Below are 18,419 nucleotides of genomic sequence, written 5' to 3'. Positions count from 1 at the left end.
ATTGGTTAAAATAGCGATATAAGTTTCATTATTCGGATAATATTCTTCCAGTGCAGTAAAACCGCTTACCTGGTCTTCATGGTGAATCCGTTTTGTTTTTAATTCATTGTCAATGAGTTATTCAATAGCTGCACTTCTAAAAGCTTTTTTATAAATAATTACCATTTTTATTGGCAATTAAAATCGAGATGCCCGGTTCATTCGGTATAAACGGGCAGGTAAGTAAACTGTCTGCAGATTTTGTCAGCTGATTGGATTAACTGTCTGTGCATGCATCTTTGCATTTGACAGTAAAAAAAAGAAATATAAATGCAGTAATGATTTTTTTCATAAATAAATCAATTTAGAATCTGAACAGTAAAATAACAGATGTAAATATCTGATCGCCTGCTTTTGTAAAAAGCATTTTTTATACAAGAAATGAAAAATTCTGCTATCTAGTATAATGGCAGTAAATTTTTTATTTGGGAGTCATTATTTAAAGTTAAAGAAAGTGTTTTGTAAACTGAGACGTTTTTTTCAAAAAAGGGGGACAAATACCAATATGTCCCTTATAGTATGTCGGAATGCCCCTCTTGACTTTTACTTGATTATCTAAATTTGTGATTCAGGATTTGTCATTCCTTTGAGACTTTGTTTTTATGTTTTAGTCAAATATTTAGGAAGGTTTTTGTATATAATCATGTATAAGGTCGATTTGGAGTGACATTTTTTTATGATGTCTCAGAATTAAAATTTAAATAATCAAGATAAGTTAAATGAAGAAAATTTTTTTAGCAGCTGTTCTGTTTTTAGGCATGCAAAGTAATTTTGCCCAGAATAATGAATGGGAAAATCCTCAAATATTAGACAGAGGAAAAGAAGCGGGCAGAAGTTCCTTTCTTTTATTCGGTAATGAAGCTGAATTAAAAGATAATAATCCACAAAAATCAGAATTGTATCAGAGTCTGAACGGACTTTGGAAATTCAATATTGTTAAAAATCCATCACAGCGAACAGCAGATTTTTATTCGCCTGGGCTGAACGACAGCAGCTGGAAAAATATCCAAGTACCTTCAAACTGGGAACTGCAGGGGTATGATATTCCTATTTATACTAATATTACTTATCCGTTCCCAAAGAATCCTCCTTTTATTAATGGTGATTATAATCCTGTAGCAGCTTACAGACGTACTTTTACCATCGCAGATTCTTGGAGTGACAAAGAAATTATACTTCATTTTGGTTCTATCTCCGGTTATGCCAGAGTATATATAAACGGAAAAGAAGCAGGGATGACCAAAGCTTCTAAAACACCGGCCGAGTTTAATATTACTTCTCTTTTGAAGAAAGGTGAAAACGTACTTGCAGTTGAGGTTATCCGCTGGCATGACGGAAGTTATCTGGAAGATCAGGATTTCTGGAGATTAAGCGGTATTGAGCGTGATGTTTATCTGCAGGCAATGCCAAGAACTACTGTTTGGGATTATTTTGTAAAAAGTGATTTGGATAATCAGTATAAAAACGGGATTTTCAATCTGGATGTTACTCTAAAGTCTTTTGTAAATAATAAAATAAAGAATACTTCAGTCAAAGTAGAACTGTTTGATAAAGAAGGAACAACAGTTTATTCTGAAAGTAAAAAAGTAAACGAAAAAGAGCCGAAAATCAGCTTCTCAAAAACTATTGAAAATGTAAAACAATGGAATGCTGAAACACCAAATCTGTACCGATACATCATTACATTATTGGACAGTAAAGGAAAAACTCTTGAAATCGTTTCTAAAAGAACCGGTTTTAGAAAAGTAGAAATCAAAGAAGCTCAATTACTGGTAAATGGAAAAGCCGTTATGGTAAAAGGAGTGAATATCCATGAGCATGATGAAGTAAACGGGCACGTACCAAACAAAGAACTAATGCTGAAAGACCTTCAGTTAATGAAGCAGTTCAACATCAATGCAATTCGTATGTGTCATTATCCGCATGATACTCAATTTTATGATTTGTGTGACGAATACGGTTTTTATGTGGTTGATGAGGCTAATATTGAATCACATGGAATGGGAGCCGAATGGCAAAACTGGTTCGATCAGAAAAAGCATCCGGCATATTTACCAGAATGGGCTCCTGCGCATTTGGACCGTATAAAAAGAATGTTTGCATTTGATAAAAATCATCCTTCGATTATAATTTGGTCAATGGGAAATGAATGTGGTAATGGTCCTGTTTTTTATGATGCCTACGATTGGTTGAAACAAGTCGATTCAACTCGTCCGGTTCAATTTGAGCAGGCAGGCGAAAATAGAGATACTGATATTGTCTGTCCGATGTATCCTGGTATTAAAAGTATGAAGGATTATGCAAATGCTGATAAAAAACGTCCATACATTATGTGTGAGTATGCGCATGCCATGGGGAATAGCAGCGGAAATTTTCAAGAGTATTGGGACATTATCAATAGCAGTAAACACATGCAGGGCGGGTTCATCTGGGATTGGGTGGATCAGGGAATAAAAACTAAAAATGAAAAAGGAGTTGAATTTTGGGCATACGGAGGAGATTTAGGCGGTGCTAAATTACATAATGATGAAAATTTCTGTGCTAATGGTTTGGTGTCTGCCAATAGAATTCCGCATCCGGGATTGTTGGAGGTTAAGAAAGTATATCAGAACATTCAGTTTCAGTTCAATAATCAGTCTGAATTGACAGTAACAAATCATTATAATTTCACCAATCTTTCTGATTATGATTTTAAATGGGAATTGATTAAAAACGGGTCAAAAGTGAAGTCTGGAGATTTTAGTCTGGATGCAGCACCTGAGGAAAGCAAAAAAGCTGCTTTAGATCTGGGTTCGATTGATGATAATTCAGAATATTTTGTGAATGTTTATGCTGTTTCAAAAAATGATGCACCTCTGGTTGCCAAAGGACATGAATTTGCAAGAGAACAGTTTGCAGTTGGAAAAGGTTCCTATTTTAAAAATAATATTGCTGCCAAGAGTGCTTCAAAACTGAAATATACAGTTAAAAACAATGTGCTTTCTTTTGAAGCTGAAAGTATCGCTGGAGAATTTGATCTTCAAAAAGGAGAGATTTTAAAATATAATCTGAAAAATGCAGATAAAGCCATTTTTACTAATTTTCCAGCACCTTATTTCTGGCGTGCTCCAACAGATAATGATTTTGGAAGCGGGATGCAAAATAAATTGACGGTTTGGAAAGAAGCTTCAAAAGATCCAAAAGTTATAAGCGTTAATTTGGATAAAAAATCGTCAGAAGGTTTGCTTGTAAAAGTTGCTTATCAATTAGCTAAAGCAGATGTTCCTTATACAGTTGATTATCTTATTCAAAATGATGGTTCGATAAAAGTTACTGCAGCTATTGATGTGGCAGGAAAAGAACTTCCGGAAATCCCTCGTTTTGGAATGCGCGCCAAGTTAAATGGAGCATTTGATAATTTGAGTTATTACGGAAGAGGACCTTGGGAGAATTATTCAGATAGAAATTCGGCTTCTTTTATTGGCGAATATTCGGATAATGTGATCAATCAGTACACCAGAAATTATATCCGTCCGCAGGAAGGCGGTTATAAAACAGATGTACGATGGATTACTTTAAAAAACAGTACGGGGCAAGGTTTGAAAGTCGAAGGACAGCAGGCACTTGGTTTCAGTGCACTGAATATTTCAGCAGAAGATTTGGATCCGGGAAAAACAAAGGCGCAGCGCCACCCTTCTGATTTGGATTTAGATTCTAAAGAAGCGGTTTATCTGCATATAGATTACAAGCAGAGAGGAGTGGGAGGTGATGACAGCTGGGGACGCCTGCCTCATGATGCCTATAGATTATTGGATAAACAATACATTTATTCCTATACAATATCATTAATAAATTAATTTAATGTTTTTCTTTATGTTTGTACTGAGGAACCTATGATTTATTCATAGGTTTTTCTAATTTTTGAAGATTTTTAAGAACCTCCGTAACCATAAACATAGTATATTTTGAAAAGAAGCATTCTATTATTTTTAATGTTTTTTGTCCATTTTGCTGTTAAGCCGCAGATGGCAGGATCGTCCAGTGCAAAATTTGGACAAAAAAAATATGATATTGGGTATATTGGAATCAAAAACGGTCTTGCCAATAACGCAGTTACTTCTGTATATAAAGACAAGCGGGGTCTGATGTGGTTTGGTACTTATGACGGGATAAGCAGATATGACGGATATAATTTTTTGAGTTTTAGAAACGAACCAAATGATTCTAATTCGTTAATTAATAATAGAATTAATAGTATTTGCGGGACCCAAAACGAGATTTGGATTGGGACAAAAGGAGGGATAAGCGTTTATGATTATCTGAGCGGTCAGTTTACAACAAAAAAATATGTAAATGCTAAGACTTCTAAAAGTGAACCAATAAATTTTGTTGTCAATCAGATTAAGGATTATAAGTCAAAAATGTATATCGCAACTGCTGGTAACGGTTTATTGTATTATGCAGAGAAACATAAAAAAATAATCCAGATTCCGCTATATTTAAACGGAAAACTGCAGTGGGATTATCATGTTCAGGGAATGGATTTTGATTCTTCCGGTAAGTTGTGGTGTTCTGTTCCGGGAGTTGGGCTGGCGATTATGGATGCATCGGCAAAAAAACTTTCTGTAGTTTTTTCTGCTGTTACAACAGCAGGCTGTGTTACGTATGATAAGCTTTCAAATATCTGGGTCGGAATTGATGAAGGCCTGCTGAAATACAATACCATAAGTAAAGCATACCACGTTTATACTAATCAGGAAATTCAGTATCCTGTTTCAGACTTGATGTATAAGCCGGACCGAAAAGAGCTGTGGATTGCTACAAATGGTAACGGGGTAGTAAAATACAATTATGCTTCGGATTCTTTTTCTCTGTTAAATGCAGGGCTGGATGAAGAAAAGCTAAACAGTAATGCTATTTCATCTTTATACCAGGATAATGAAAACCGTGTTTGGATCGGAACTTTACGCGGAGGCGTTAATATTATTGAAGAACGGAAAAGTCCTTTTACAACGATCTCAAAAAATGAAAAAACTAAAAACAGCTTACCGAGTGATTTTATTCTTTCGCTATCAGAACAGGACAGCGGTCATCTTTGGATAGGAACAGACGGAGCTGGTGCCAGTTTATGGGACAGGAAGAATAATACATTTACCAATTATTCGTATGATGCAGGCAATCCAAATTCGCTAACGAATAATTTCGTAACAGCAATTGTAAAAGACAATAAAGGGACATGGTTTGGAACTTATGGCGGAGGCGTGTGTCTATTTAATGCTCAGACCAGAAGTTTTAAAAAATACAAGCTTTTTAATCCTAAAATACAAGCAGTTCAAAAAAATATCTGGGTGCTGTTTCGCAGTAAAGACAATGTTTTATGGGCCGCTTCGCCAGATGAAGAAGGATTGTACCGTTATAATGAATCAACGGATCAGTTCGATTTTGCAGATGCAAAAATCAGAGGAATCATTTCGATGACACAAGACGTGAATGGTAATCTCTGGATAGGAAACTTTTCAGAATTATTTCAGCTGAATCCTAAAACAATGCAGCGGAAAGAAATTGAAATAAAATATCCGGTACGCTCTATTGTATCGTATTCCAATAGAAAAATGATTGTGGGTACTGAGGGAGGAGGTCTGATGATTTTTGATCCTAAAACTTTTAAAGGAAAGTTCCTGACTCAGAGAAACGGCCTGCCGAATAATTCCATTTTAAATGTTGTTCAGGATAAGCCGGGTACATATTGGTGCAGTACTTATAATGGAATATTTGTATATAATGCACAGAACGGTAAAATCACCAGTTATCATGATGCTGACGGACTGCAGAGCAACCAGTTTAATTACAATGCCGGTCTGAAACTCTCTACTGGAGAAATAGTATTTGGAGGAATTAAAGGCTTTAATGTTATTGATACCAAAATAAACAGTCAGGTTCATGGTTTTCCAAAACTGATAATAACATCGATAAAAGTAAATAATAAGGCTTTTGATCAGGCAGGTTTAGGAGTATTTGGGATTGATAAATTAAAACTGCCTTACGATGAATCAATGCTGAGTATCGAATTTGCTGCATTAGAGTACAGTCTGCCCGAAAAAATATCGTATGCTTATTTTTTAGAAGGATGGGATTCGCAATGGCATTATGTTGATAATATCCGAAATGCAAATTATTCCCGACTGACTGAAGGGGATTATGTACTGAAAATAAAATCTACAAATGTTGCGGGAGTATGGAATTCTAAATCAATTTCACTGCCTATCACAATATTACCGCCTTGGTACAGAAGCGGTTTTGCATATTTGGTATATTTTATTCTTATCGGTTTTATAATTTATGTAGTAGATAAATACCAGCGTCAGCAGTCACAGCTCAAATATGAAGTAAGGCTGTCTCAGGATCTGGCAAAGCAGGAAAAGGAACTGAATGAGAAAAAGTTGACCTTTTTTACAAATATTTCACATGAGTTCAGATCGCCTTTAACAATGATTATCAATCCTTTGAAAGAAATAATCTACAGCACCGATCAGCAGATAGATCCAGGTGCTATCGAAATGGTGTACAGCAATTCGAGAAGATTACTGAGTTTAGTTGACCAGCTGCTCCTTTTTAGAAAAACGGAAACCGAAACTGGAAAACTTAAAATAGGACAGATCGATATTGTTGAATTATGTAAAGAGGTTTTCAGCTGTTTTGTGCTTCATGCCAAAACAAAGAAAATAGATTATAGTTTCAGTATTTCCGAAGAAAAGCTGCTTGTTTATGTAGACAGGGAAAAGATCGAAACTGCTTTATTTAATCTGATTTCAAATGCTTTAAAATTCACCGAAAAGGAAAACGGAAAGGTTACCGTTAATCTGCGCTCTACTGATGGTGAAGTCATTATTCAGGTAATCGATAATGGACAAGGAGTACAGGATGCTGATAAAGACAAAATATTTAATCTGTTTTATCAGTCAAATAACAATGTAAAAAACAATCGAAAAGGTTTTGGTATTGGTCTTTATTTGGTTAAACAGTTTGTTAGCCAGCATTTTGGAAAAGTATCGTGCCGTGACAATGAAAATGGAGGAGCAGTTTTTGAAGTTAAACTGCTGCTGGGAAAAGAACATTTTGGCGATATAGAAATCAGGGAAGATTTAAGTGACAGAACATTGTTTTTGGAAGATGCTCTGGAAGATACCATGGTATTGGAAAATGTATTGCAGACAATCGAAGAACCGGAAAATGTAAGCGATTTAATAAAAACTGCAAAAAGTATTCTGGTTGTCGATGATAATCCTCAGATAAGAAATTATCTAAAGAAAATCTTAGCGTCTAAATATAGTGTTACTGTTGCCGAAAGTGCAGAAAAAGCATTGGAAATAATTCGAAATGTGCAGCCCGATTTAATTATTTCTGATGTGGTAATGGGCGAAATGAACGGTGTTGCTTTTTGCAAACATATAAAAACAGATGAAGAGCTGAAGCATATTCCGGTAATACTGCTTACAGGAGGAACTTCTGAAGAGGTGAAGCTTAAAGGAGCCGAAGCTGGCGCTGACGATTATATTACAAAACCATTTGATAATGACTATTTGTTAGCAAGAATAAATGGAATTCTTACCCGGCGCGACAGTGAACAGAATTTCATGCTCAACTCAGTCACCAAAAAAGGAGCAAGTCCAAAACTCTCTGATGAAGATAAAAAACTGCTGGACAAAATTGTAGAGCTTATCGATTTAAATTTAGATGTAGAAAATTTTAATATTAGGGATTTGGCAAGTGAATTGGGAATGAGTCATTCTTTGGTTTACAAAAAAATTAAAAAAATTACCGGTAAGTCGGTGAATGAATTTACGCGTAATGTGCGGTTAAGAAAAGTAGCGACTTTATTGATCACTACCGATTTTCAGATAAGCCAGGCAGCATCGATGGCTGGTTTTGGGGATATCAAATATTTTAGAAAACAATTTCAGCAGTTCTATAATATGAATCCTTCGGAGTTTAAAAAGAAATATCAGAATGTAAAGGACAATAAATACATATTGAATGAAAGTTTCTGGAAGTCAACCTAATTATAGTTTTTGACTCAAAAAAAATAAAAATCAAACTAAAAATAATTATGAATTTTAAAAACTCATTTTTTATACTAATAGCTGTTGTTTCTTTATCAGCCATTAGCTGTAAAAGCGGTGCAGTAAAGCAGGGAACTGCAATAAAACAATCAAAAAAAGAAGTAATTGCTATTATTGATAAAGTAAATAACCGCTGGCAGGATACACATTCTGAACAGGGAAATGCTTTCTGGAATGTTGCGGTTTATCATACTGGAAATATGGAAGCGTATAAAGTAACCCAAAATAAAAAATACCTGGATTATTCGATGTCTTGGGCCGAAAAAAATCAGTGGATGGGAGCCAAATCGAATAACAAATCAGAATGGAAGTACAACTATGGGGAAAATGATAAGCATGTCTTGTTTGGCGATTGGCAGATCTGTTTTCAGACTTATATTGATTTGTACAATTTTACAGGAAAGAATGATTCTCAAAAAATTGCCCGTGCCCGTGAAGTTATGGAGTATGAAATGAGTACTGAGGCTAATGATTACTGGTGGTGGGTAGACGGTTTGTATATGGTAATGCCGGTAATGACCAAATTGTACAAAGTAACCGGCAATGAAATGTATTTAGAAAAACTGCATGTTTATTTAGCGCATGCCAATAGTATTATGTACGATGATGAGGCAAAATTATATTTTCGTGATGCAAAATACGTATATCCAAAACACAAAAGCGCCAATGGCAAAAAAGATTTTTGGGCTAGGGGAGACGGATGGATTTTTGCCGGTTATGCTAAAATTATTCAGGATTTACCAAAGGATGCTAAACACAGACAAGAATATATCAGCCGTTTCAAAGACATGGCAAAAGCATTGGCAGATGCTCAGCAAAAAGAAGGTTATTGGACTAGAAGTATCTTAGACCCAGAACATGCTCCCGGGCCGGAAACCAGCGGAACGGCATTTTTTACCTATGGTTTTTTATGGGGAATCAATAATGGTATATTAGATAAAAAAACATATCTGCCGGTAGTAGAAAAATCATGGAATTACTTAACGAATTTTGCACTTCAGGCAGATGGTACAGTTGGATATATTCAGCCAATTGGAGAAAAAGCAATTCCCGGACAGGTAGTTGATAAAAACTCAACTGCTGATTTTGGTGTTGGTGCATTTTTATTGGCAGCATCAGAAATGAGCCGTTTTGTGAAATGACGTGATTAATTTATAGTAGGCCTCAAGCGGCTGTGTTTTATTGGTCTCAAATAGAGTTTAAAACTATGCACTTTCAGTGCACCTCGCTTTAACTTCAAAAAAAGTTTTTGCCACAGATTCTCAGATTTTAAAATCATTTTTTATCTGTGAATCTGTGGCAAAATTTTATCAATTTTCGAAATCCAACCTTCCAGATTTCAGTCTGCCTATCCAAATCTATGGACTTTTAGTCCACAGCACGGCATTCGCTTTTAAAAGTTTCTGACACGAATTACACTAATCTGCACGAATTAAGATTGCTGTTTAATTACACAAAATATTCGAAACTGTAAAAGTTGTAAAAGTTGATTTCAATTTTGATAAGAATTAGTGTTAATTGGTAAAATTCGTGTTTATCTTTTTTTAAATGCGAATGCCGTGAGTCCATAGTTAAAGTACAGCCGCTTTTTTATTAACTTATATTTAATGTTTCGAATAAGTTTAAAAGACTAATATCTGTTTAACTCCTTTTTTTAACTATTTTTTTTAGTATTTATCTGCTGATAAAATTTTTGTTTGTATAATTTTTTGGCATTATTTTTTTTGATAATGTAAATAATCGCATCTTTTGGTTGATAATGTGCTGTTTGCCCCTCTTTTTATATTAAAAATACCCCCTTTCACCTATAGTGCTTACGTTAGATTTGTAATGTGAAATTTATGTTAATACTTCATATTTAAGCAGCGAAAACGTTTGATTTTTTTTTAAAACTATACTGTCTCTTTTAAATTGATTTATTAAGCAAGAGATAAATAGTTAGAAATTCTACGTCTTTTTTTGCAAGTGTGTTAAAAACACTTATTTCTGTTGTTTTCAAAAGCATTGAATATGAATGTGTTTGGTGTCTATTTCACAAACTAAACTTTTTATTAACTCCAATTTTAATTATGAGCATATGAAATAGAACACTAACTCTCAAAAAAACATCTACAAATACTATTGCAGTAGATGAGAACTATTAATTAACCAAAAAAAACCACATGAAAAACTTTATTAAATTAAAGAAAAGGACTCATAGTGTTTTAGAATTTGATATAAAAATGAAAATTACCATAATGTTAATTTTGGTTTCGCTGTCACAAATTCAAGCACATGAATCGAACGTTACGAGTGTAACGAAAGAAAGAATATATCAAAAACAAAAGACTGTTACAGGGCAGGTAATAGATGAGGCTGGATTACCGCTTCCTCTCGCAAGTGTTTTGGTAAAGGGAACTACAAATTCTGTATTGACAGATTTAGACGGAAAATTTACTTTGAATATCGATGAGAATGACAAAGTATTAGTGATTTCTTTTATGGGGTACGAAACCCAGGAAGTCTTGATTCAAAACAAATCAGTTTTTGAAATAAAATTAAAACCAACTTCAGAAGGATTAAAAGAAGTGGTTGTTGTTGGTTATGGGACTCAGAAAAAAACCAGTATGGTGAGTGCTATTACATCAATTCCTGTGGGGGAAATTAAAGGTCCTTCAAGCAATTTAACAACCATGATGGCGGGAAGAGTATCAGGGATGATTGCGTATCAGCGAAGCGGGGAGCCAGGCTCCGATAATTCTGATTTTTTTGTTCGTGGATTAGGTTCCTTTGGAGCAGGAAAAGTGAATCCTCTAATTTTAATTGATGGGATTGAATCAAGTTCTACAGATATGGCACGTTTGCAGCCGGATGATATAGAGTCTTTTTCGGTTTTGAAAGATGCTTCTGCAGCCTCTATTTATGGTGCACGAGGGGCTAATGGGGTAGTGCTGATTACTACAAAATCTGGTAAGGACGGAAAGCTTAAAGTGAAATTCAGAATGGAGGGCAAGGTCTCAACCAATACTCAGAATTTTAATTTTGCCGACAATATTACGTATATGAAATTGGCTAATGAAGCTGTCCTGACAAGAAATTCAATAGGTGTTCTGCCTTATTCGCAGACAAAAATTGATAGAACGGGACAGCCAGGTTCTAATCCATATATGTATCCAAATAATAATTGGATTGATCAGCTGATAAAAGATTACACTTTCAATCAAGGGTATAATATTAGTGCCAGCGGAGGCAGTGAGAAAGCTCAATATTATGTTGCAAGTACTTATAATATTGATAATGGAGTATTGCGCGTGGACAATCTGAATAATTTTAACAGCAATATTAAATTAAGAAATTATTCCTTTAGGTCTAATGTCAATATGAAGCTGACACCTACAACCGAAGCTATTGTTAGATTGTATGGACAGTTTGATGATTATACCGGACCGTTAGGAGGGAATGATGCTAATGGGAATTGGGTTTCTGGAGGAGGAAATATTTTTAATAAAGCAGTTTGGTCTAATCCGGTAGCTTTTCCTGCGGCCTATCCAAGAGAATTACTTCCTTATATTGAACACCCATTATTTGGAGGAGCTGTAACAGGGAATGGAAGTACTACTCTGTTAACGAATCCTTATGCCGAGATGGTCAAAGGATATGAAGAGTACAAGGCTTCGACAGTTCAGACTCAGGTGGAATTAAAACAAGATCTTAAAGATGTTATTCCTGGTTTAAAAGCGAGAGCAATGGGATATGTAAAAAGCTATTCTTACTACAGAGTGTCAAGACAATATAATCCTTTTTATTACAGCGCAACAATTAATCCGGATACTCAGGAAATTAGCTTGGGTTTACTGAATAGCGGTGGCGAGGGTTCTATTGGAATTCCGGGTACAGAATATTTAAACTATAGTGAGGGTGACAAAAAAGTGAACTCGAACCTGTATTTAGAGACAGCAATTAATTATAATGCAGTTTTTGACAAAAAACATGATGTTTCAGGAATGCTGATTGGTATTCTGCAGTCTAATCAGTCTGGTAATGCCGGAAATCTTCAGGCTTCACTGCCAAGCAGAAACTTGGGGCTTTCAGGCCGTTTTACCTATGCTTACGATAATAGATATTTAACCGAAATAAATTTTGGTTATAATGGTTCTGAAAGATTTGCTGAAAATAATAGGTTTGGATTCTTTCCTTCTTTCGCTGTGGGATATTTAATATCCAATGAAAAGTTTTTTGAACCCTTACGCGATGTGGTAAATTCTTTGAAATTAAGGGCTAGTTTTGGATGGGTTGGTAATGACCAGATTGGAAGTTCTACAGACCGATTTTTCTATTTATCCAATGTTAATCTGAATGATGTTAATTACGGATCAAGCTTTGGGGAATTAAATGGTTACTACCGTCCCGGAGCTTCTATCTCAAGATATGCCAATGAAAAAATTAGCTGGGAACGTTCCGAGCAAATCAATTTTGGTGTGGATTTAAGAGTGTTTAATTCGGTTAATATTGTTGTAGATGCTTTTAAGCAAACCAGAAGCAATATTCTGCAGGCGCGTTCTAATATTGGTTCTACTTTGGGACTTTCAGTAATCCCTTCAACGAATTTTGGTAAGGCAGAAAGCAAAGGTCTGGATATGTCTATTGCCTACAATAAAAAATTTGGAAATTATTGGTTTACAAATTTGAGGGGAAACTGTACATATTCAACCAGTAAAATATTGAAATATGATGAGAATTACTATCCGGAAGAGCTGGAATATTTATATAAAAAAGGAAATTCAATTACTCAAAATTATGGATATATAGCTGAAAGATTATTTGTTGATGATCAAGAAGCGGCTAACTCTCCAAAACAATTTGGAACTTATGGAGGCGGAGATATCAAATATAGAGATGTAAACGGTGATGGAGTAATTACCTCTTTAGATCAAGTGCCTATTGGATACCCTACTACTCCTGAAATTATTTACGGTTTTGGAGGTACACTGGGGTATAGAGATTTTGATTTTAGTGTGTTTTTCCAAGGTTCTGCCCGTTCTTCTATTTTCATTAATCCTAAAAATATTTCTCCTTTTGTCACCAATGGCGGTGCACAAAACGGATTGTTAAAAGTTGTTGCCGAAGATCACTGGTCTGAGGACAATAGAAATTTATATGCCTTCTGGCCAAGGTTAAGTGATAATTTTATTGAAAACAATAATCAATCATCAACATGGTGGATGAGAAACGGTGCTTTTTTGCGCCTTAAAAGTATCGAATTGGGATATAATTTACCTGAAAAGCATGCCAAAAAGATGCATATCGCAGGTTTGAGACTGTATGCTAACACAACGAATCCTTTTGTGTTTAGCGAATTTAAATTGTGGGATCCAGAAATGGGCGGAAATGGTTTAGGATATCCAATTCAGGCAACATATAATTTTGGAATATTACTTGATTTATAAGGTAGTATCGTAAAATTTAGCTTTAACAAAAAAGAATAATTATGAAATATAATAATAAAATAACAAGCAGATTAAGAAAGTCTATTTTGCCGATAACAGCTTCCTTTATGGCGTTATTGGTCATGGAGTCTTGCTCGAAAGATTTTCTGGATGTAGTTCCGGATAATGTTGCTACTATTGATAATGCGTTTAAATTGAAAAACGAAGCCGAGAAATATTTATTCACCTGTTATTCTTATCTTCCTAAAGACGGAAGCGTGTATCACAATATAGGATTTCTTGCGGGAGATGAAATATGGATTCCGTATAAAACTTCGATTACAAGTGATGCCTTTGAAATAGCAAGAGGGAATCAGCGAATTTCAAATCCATTTGTAAATGTATGGGATGGAAATTATACAGGCGGCGGTCCCAGCGACCGATATAAAATATTTATAGGAATACGTCATTGTAATATTTTCTTAGAAAATCTTAAGGATCTTACGAAAGTACCTGATATTACTAATGCCGAAAGACAGCGCTGGATAGGCGAGGTTGAGTTTTTAAAGGCTTATTTTCATTTTTATCTGCTAAGAATGTACGGGCCAATTCCGTTGGCTGATAAAAATATTCCTATTGATGCGCCAGAGGATGAGATAAATGTAAGAAGACAGCCCGTAGATACCTGCGTAAAGTTTATTGTAGACCTATTGGATACCGCTGTCGAAAAATTGCCAAACGATAATGAAATTATTCCGACTACCGAAGCAGGAAGAATTACAAAAACTATTGCTTTAAGTGTAAAAGCAAAAGTTTTACTGATGGCTGCAAGTCCTTTGTTTAACGGAAATTCTGATTTTGCAGGTTTGGTTAACAAAGACGGGACAAAATTGTTTAATCCTGCATATGATGCTAATAAGTGGAAATTAGCTTCTGATGCAGCATTGGCAGCGATTGAGTCTGCTGAAGCAAATGCAAAAAAATTATATGTTTTTCCTCAATCTCCATTTGTACTTACTGCTGGAACGATGACCCAGATGAGTATTCGCCAGGCTGTATGTGAAAGATGGAATTCTGAAATTATTTGGGCCAATCCTAACAGTAAAACCGCTGAATTACAGCAGTTGTGCATGGCTCCATTAGATGTGAATCATAATCATAATGATGCTAGAAAAATTCTATCACCACCGCTAAAAATAGCAAAAATGTTTTATTCTAAAAATGGAGTGCCTATTAATGAGGATAAAACACTTGATTTTACTGATGAAAAAGCAATGCGAACTGCTACAAATGCAGAACGGTTTAATATTAAAGAAGGGTTTCAGACGGCAAGAATCAATTTTGATAGAGAGCCTCGTTTTTATGCTGACTTATGTTTTGACGGCGGAGTTTGGTACAAGTACGATAGTCCTTCTAAAACTGATGATGGAACAGTTTGGGGGTTAAAAGGTAAGTTTGGAGATCCAGCTGGTGCAACCCATTCATTTCATACAAATGAAACAGGATATTTTATAAAAAAATTGGTTGACTGGAATCAGGTTACTTACACAACGGGCGGTTCATCCTATAAAGACTATGCGTGGCCGGAAATACGTTTGGCCGAATTGTATTTAATGTATGCCGAAGCCTTAAACGAAGTCAATGGACCATCTGCGGCTGTTTACATGTATTTAGATCGTATTAGAACGAGAGCAGGATTAGCAGGAGTGGTTCAATCTTGGGCAGATTATTCTACAAATCCATCTAAACCAAGTACTCAATTGGGACTTCGTGATATTATTCACCAAGAGCGAGGAATTGAATTGGCTTTTGAAGGACAGCGTTTTTGGGATTTGCGCAGATGGAAAAAAGCAGCCGAGGATTTGAATGTGCCAATTACGGGTTGGAATGTTAAAGGTGTAGATGCTTTGTCCTACTATCAGGTAAGAACCGTATACCAGCAGACATTTGTAGCGCCTAGAGATTATTTTTGGCCAATACCTGAGAGTGCAATGATTCAAAATCCAAATTTAGTTCAAAATTTAGGATGGTAATTTTTTAAAAAAATTAGATATGAAATGGAAAATAATGTTTAAAAGTATTTTTACAATCGCAATAGCTTTGTTAGTTATTAGTTGTGATAAAAATAGTCTGGATCCGCTGGAGAATAATTTAACTCCTCCAGGTCAGGTTCAAAATGTGAAGGTAGAGAATTTACCAGGTAAGTCAAAAATCACTTATACATTGCCTACAGATCAGGATTTATTATATGTAAAAGCAGAGTACACTCTTGCCAATGGCAAAGAAATGGTCGTGAAATCATCTTATTACAAGAATTCTCTTGAGGTAGAAGGATTTGCGAATGATGCTGAATATGATATTAAACTATATGCTGTGAATAGAAGCGAAACAGTATCTAGTCCGGTTATTGTAAAAATCCATCCTTTAAAATCCTCTATTTGGGATGTTTTTAAAAGTCTTGATGTTAAGCCTGCTTTTGGAGGCATTCGTGTGAATGCATCTAATTTGGATCGTCAGGATATCTCTATTTTAGTTATGGAAAAAAACAATCTTGGAGATTGGGTTGTTAATCCAAAGAGTATTTACACCTCAACTGATTTAGTTTCTAGAACAATTAGAGGATTTACTGTAGCTGAACATAATTATGCAATTACTGTAAGAGACAGATGGCAGAATACTACTGATACTTTATTCACGACTATCACACCGCTTTTGGAGCTGGTTATTCCAAAATCTGGATACAAGCATTTTCCGCTGACGGGTGATACTAAAACACATGCTACAGCAGTTCCTGCGGGAATGTGGGATGGAGAATTACTAAACTGGCCAAAGGTTTTCTTGACAGACGGTTCTGTGGTGGGACAGCATATTGTAACAATTGATACAGGTGTTTTGGCCAAAATGAGCCGAATAGTTATTTGGGATTATCCAGAATATTATTTGGGAAGATCTTACTATTACATAGGAAATCTAAAAGAGTTTGAAATCTATGGTTCCGCAAGTCCTAATCCTGACGGAAGCCTAGATGCGAGCTGGGTTAAATTGGGAACTTATAATGCAACTAAACCTTCAGGTCTTCCTTACGGTCAGCAATCTGATGAAGATTATCAAACAGCGTTTGCAGGTTTTAGCTGGGACTTTGATGTGGCAGCTCCAAAGGTTCGTTATTTGAGAATTAAATCACTTAAAAATTGGGCAGGAATTGGAACTATGGCAATTGCAGAAATCCAGGTGTATGGTAATCCTAATTAGTAATGTCTAACAATATAAAAAAGTATTATGAAATGAGCATGAATGCAAATTGGTCGCAGCACCAATGATGATATGCGAATTACATATGACCGATAAAAACAATAAATAGCAACATATGAATACAATAAAAAAATATTTTGTACATGCATTTGCTTTTCTGCTTGCGGCGGTAACAATCAGCTCTTGTACTTCCATGGACGATGGTTATAAAGATTTCATTAAGGATGGTGAAATATCATATACTGGAAAAATAGATTCTCTGCATGTGTACTCAGGAAAAAACAGAGTTCAGGTTAAAGGACTTTTTATTTCAGACCCAAAAATAACCGAATGCAGAATATACTGGGATAATAGAAAAGATTCTGTTGTGGTTCCAGTTACCAGAACACAAGGAATTGATGTGCTGGATGTCATTATTAATGGTTTAGTAGAAAATGTGCATAACTTTGAAGTGCGTACTTTTGATAAATTAGGAAATACATCAATTCCAGTTTATAAGATAGGAACGGTTTATGGAGATCGCTATATAACGTCTTTGTATAACAGGCCTATAGCAAGTAAGTATTTTTCTCCAAAATTAACTACGATAAATTTTGCTTCAATGGATTTGTCTTCAGGTGCTTATGCAGTTGAACTAACTTATACAAATACTAGTGATGCAGCTACTAAAGTACAGCTTCCTATAGCACAGTCAAGTTTAAACATAAATGACTTTAAAATGGGATCGTCATTTACATATAAAACATTGTTCAGGCCAAATGCTGCCAGTATAGATACTTTTGAATCGGTTACTACAACTGTTACAGGAAATGAGATCCAGTATTTGAATAATAATTATTATCCATTTACAAGACTGGCTTACGATAATGCAAGATGGGGAGTGCCTGCTGAATGGGTGGTTAGTGCCTCTGCAAAAAGCCATACCGTATCAGGTGTAACATATGGAGGATTGGATGCATTGTATTTTAGTTTAGAGAGTGGCTGGGGACAGCCTGCAATTACTAACGGTAAGGTTTATCAAACAATGACGCTGCCCGCAGGAACTTATATTTACAGTATAAGTATTAATGCTACAAGCTATGCCGCTGATGCAAATGATCAGGGCTATTTTTTAATAGCTAAAGGAAATACGCTGCCTGATGTTACTGCTGTTGAAGCATCTGCAAATACTTTGAAGTGGGAAAGAGTCAAAAACGTAACGCCGCTTATAAGAACGTTAAGTTTTACATTAGCGGCAGATACCCAGGTTTCAGTGGGAGTTGTTAGCAGTTCTTCTGCAATGACATCATCTACAGGCAGGCATTTAAAAATAAATTATTTTAAACTTGTTAAACAGTAAAAGTAATGCAGTACAATGACCCAGTTGCTGTACTGCTTTTTTTAGGATCTTTTTTTTTAAAGTATGGCAAAAAAAGCAATACTTTCACGGCATTCGCTTATAAAAGTTTCTGACACGAATTACACTAATCTGCACGAATTAAGATTGCTGTTTAATTACACAAAATATTCGAAACTGTAAAAAGTTGTAAAATTTGATTTCAATTTTGATAAGAATTAGAGTTAATTGGTGAAATTCGTGTTTATCTTTTTTTAAATGCGAATGCCGTGGTGAAATAAGAGTATT

7 protein-coding genes are annotated in these 18,419 nt (G+C 35.2%); all 7 read left to right on the top strand.

From position 1 onward, the window contains the following. Window positions 1-758: 758 nt before the first annotated feature. Window positions 759-3,875 (top strand): beta-galactosidase, LacZ type, encoded by a 3,117-nt coding sequence (lacZ, locus tag OZP07_RS13205; protein ID WP_281635452.1) that lies wholly within the window; start codon window positions 759-761, stop codon window positions 3,873-3,875. A gap of 108 nt (window positions 3,876-3,983) precedes the next feature. Then, on the top strand, window positions 3,984-8,078 hold the full coding sequence (locus OZP07_RS13200; RefSeq protein WP_281635451.1) for a hybrid sensor histidine kinase/response regulator transcription factor: 4,095 nt from the start codon (window positions 3,984-3,986) through the stop codon (window positions 8,076-8,078). A gap of 47 nt (window positions 8,079-8,125) precedes the next feature. Next, window positions 8,126-9,280 (top strand): glycoside hydrolase family 88/105 protein, encoded by a 1,155-nt coding sequence (locus OZP07_RS13195; protein ID WP_281635450.1) that lies wholly within the window; start codon window positions 8,126-8,128, stop codon window positions 9,278-9,280. A gap of 1,020 nt (window positions 9,281-10,300) precedes the next feature. After that, a complete protein-coding gene (locus OZP07_RS13190; RefSeq protein WP_228520796.1) occupies window positions 10,301-13,564 on the top strand; it encodes a SusC/RagA family TonB-linked outer membrane protein in 3,264 nt (1,087 codons plus the stop codon). Window positions 13,565-13,605: 41 nt separating this feature from the next. Then, the gene (locus OZP07_RS13185) at window positions 13,606-15,576 is read left to right on the top strand and encodes a RagB/SusD family nutrient uptake outer membrane protein (protein WP_281635449.1); all 1,971 of its coding nucleotides are present in this window, start codon (window positions 13,606-13,608) and stop codon (window positions 15,574-15,576) included. Between the two features lie 19 nt (window positions 15,577-15,595). Then, window positions 15,596-16,795, top strand: coding sequence for a DUF5000 domain-containing lipoprotein (locus tag OZP07_RS13180; protein WP_281635448.1), 1,200 nt, complete (start codon window positions 15,596-15,598; stop codon window positions 16,793-16,795). A 115-nt stretch (window positions 16,796-16,910) separates the two neighbouring features. After that, complete coding sequence (locus OZP07_RS13175) at window positions 16,911-18,134, top strand: DUF4998 domain-containing protein (protein WP_194640257.1); 1,224 nt, start codon at window positions 16,911-16,913, stop codon at window positions 18,132-18,134. Window positions 18,135-18,419 lie beyond the last annotated feature (285 nt).

The organism is Flavobacterium marginilacus (assembly GCF_026870155.1).
In the GTDB taxonomy this organism is placed as follows: Bacteria; Bacteroidota; Bacteroidia; order Flavobacteriales; family Flavobacteriaceae; genus Flavobacterium; species Flavobacterium marginilacus.
The sequence above is the reverse complement of the archived record's forward strand: the minus strand, read 5'-3'. Positions and strand labels throughout refer to the sequence as shown.

Bases quoted from the DNA above. Each gene is read 5' to 3' on its own strand.
- OZP07_RS13175 (WP_194640257.1), top strand. From the start codon at position 16,911: ATGAATACAATAAAAAAATATTTTGTACATGCATTTGCTTTTCTGCTT.
- OZP07_RS13195 (WP_281635450.1), top strand. From the start codon at position 8,126: ATGAATTTTAAAAACTCATTTTTTATACTAATAGCTGTTGTTTCTTTA.
- OZP07_RS13190 (WP_228520796.1), top strand. From the start codon at position 10,301: ATGAAAAACTTTATTAAATTAAAGAAAAGGACTCATAGTGTTTTAGAA.
- OZP07_RS13185 (WP_281635449.1), top strand. From the start codon at position 13,606: ATGAAATATAATAATAAAATAACAAGCAGATTAAGAAAGTCTATTTTG.
- OZP07_RS13180 (WP_281635448.1), top strand. From the start codon at position 15,596: ATGAAATGGAAAATAATGTTTAAAAGTATTTTTACAATCGCAATAGCT.
- lacZ (WP_281635452.1), top strand. From the start codon at position 759: ATGAAGAAAATTTTTTTAGCAGCTGTTCTGTTTTTAGGCATGCAAAGT.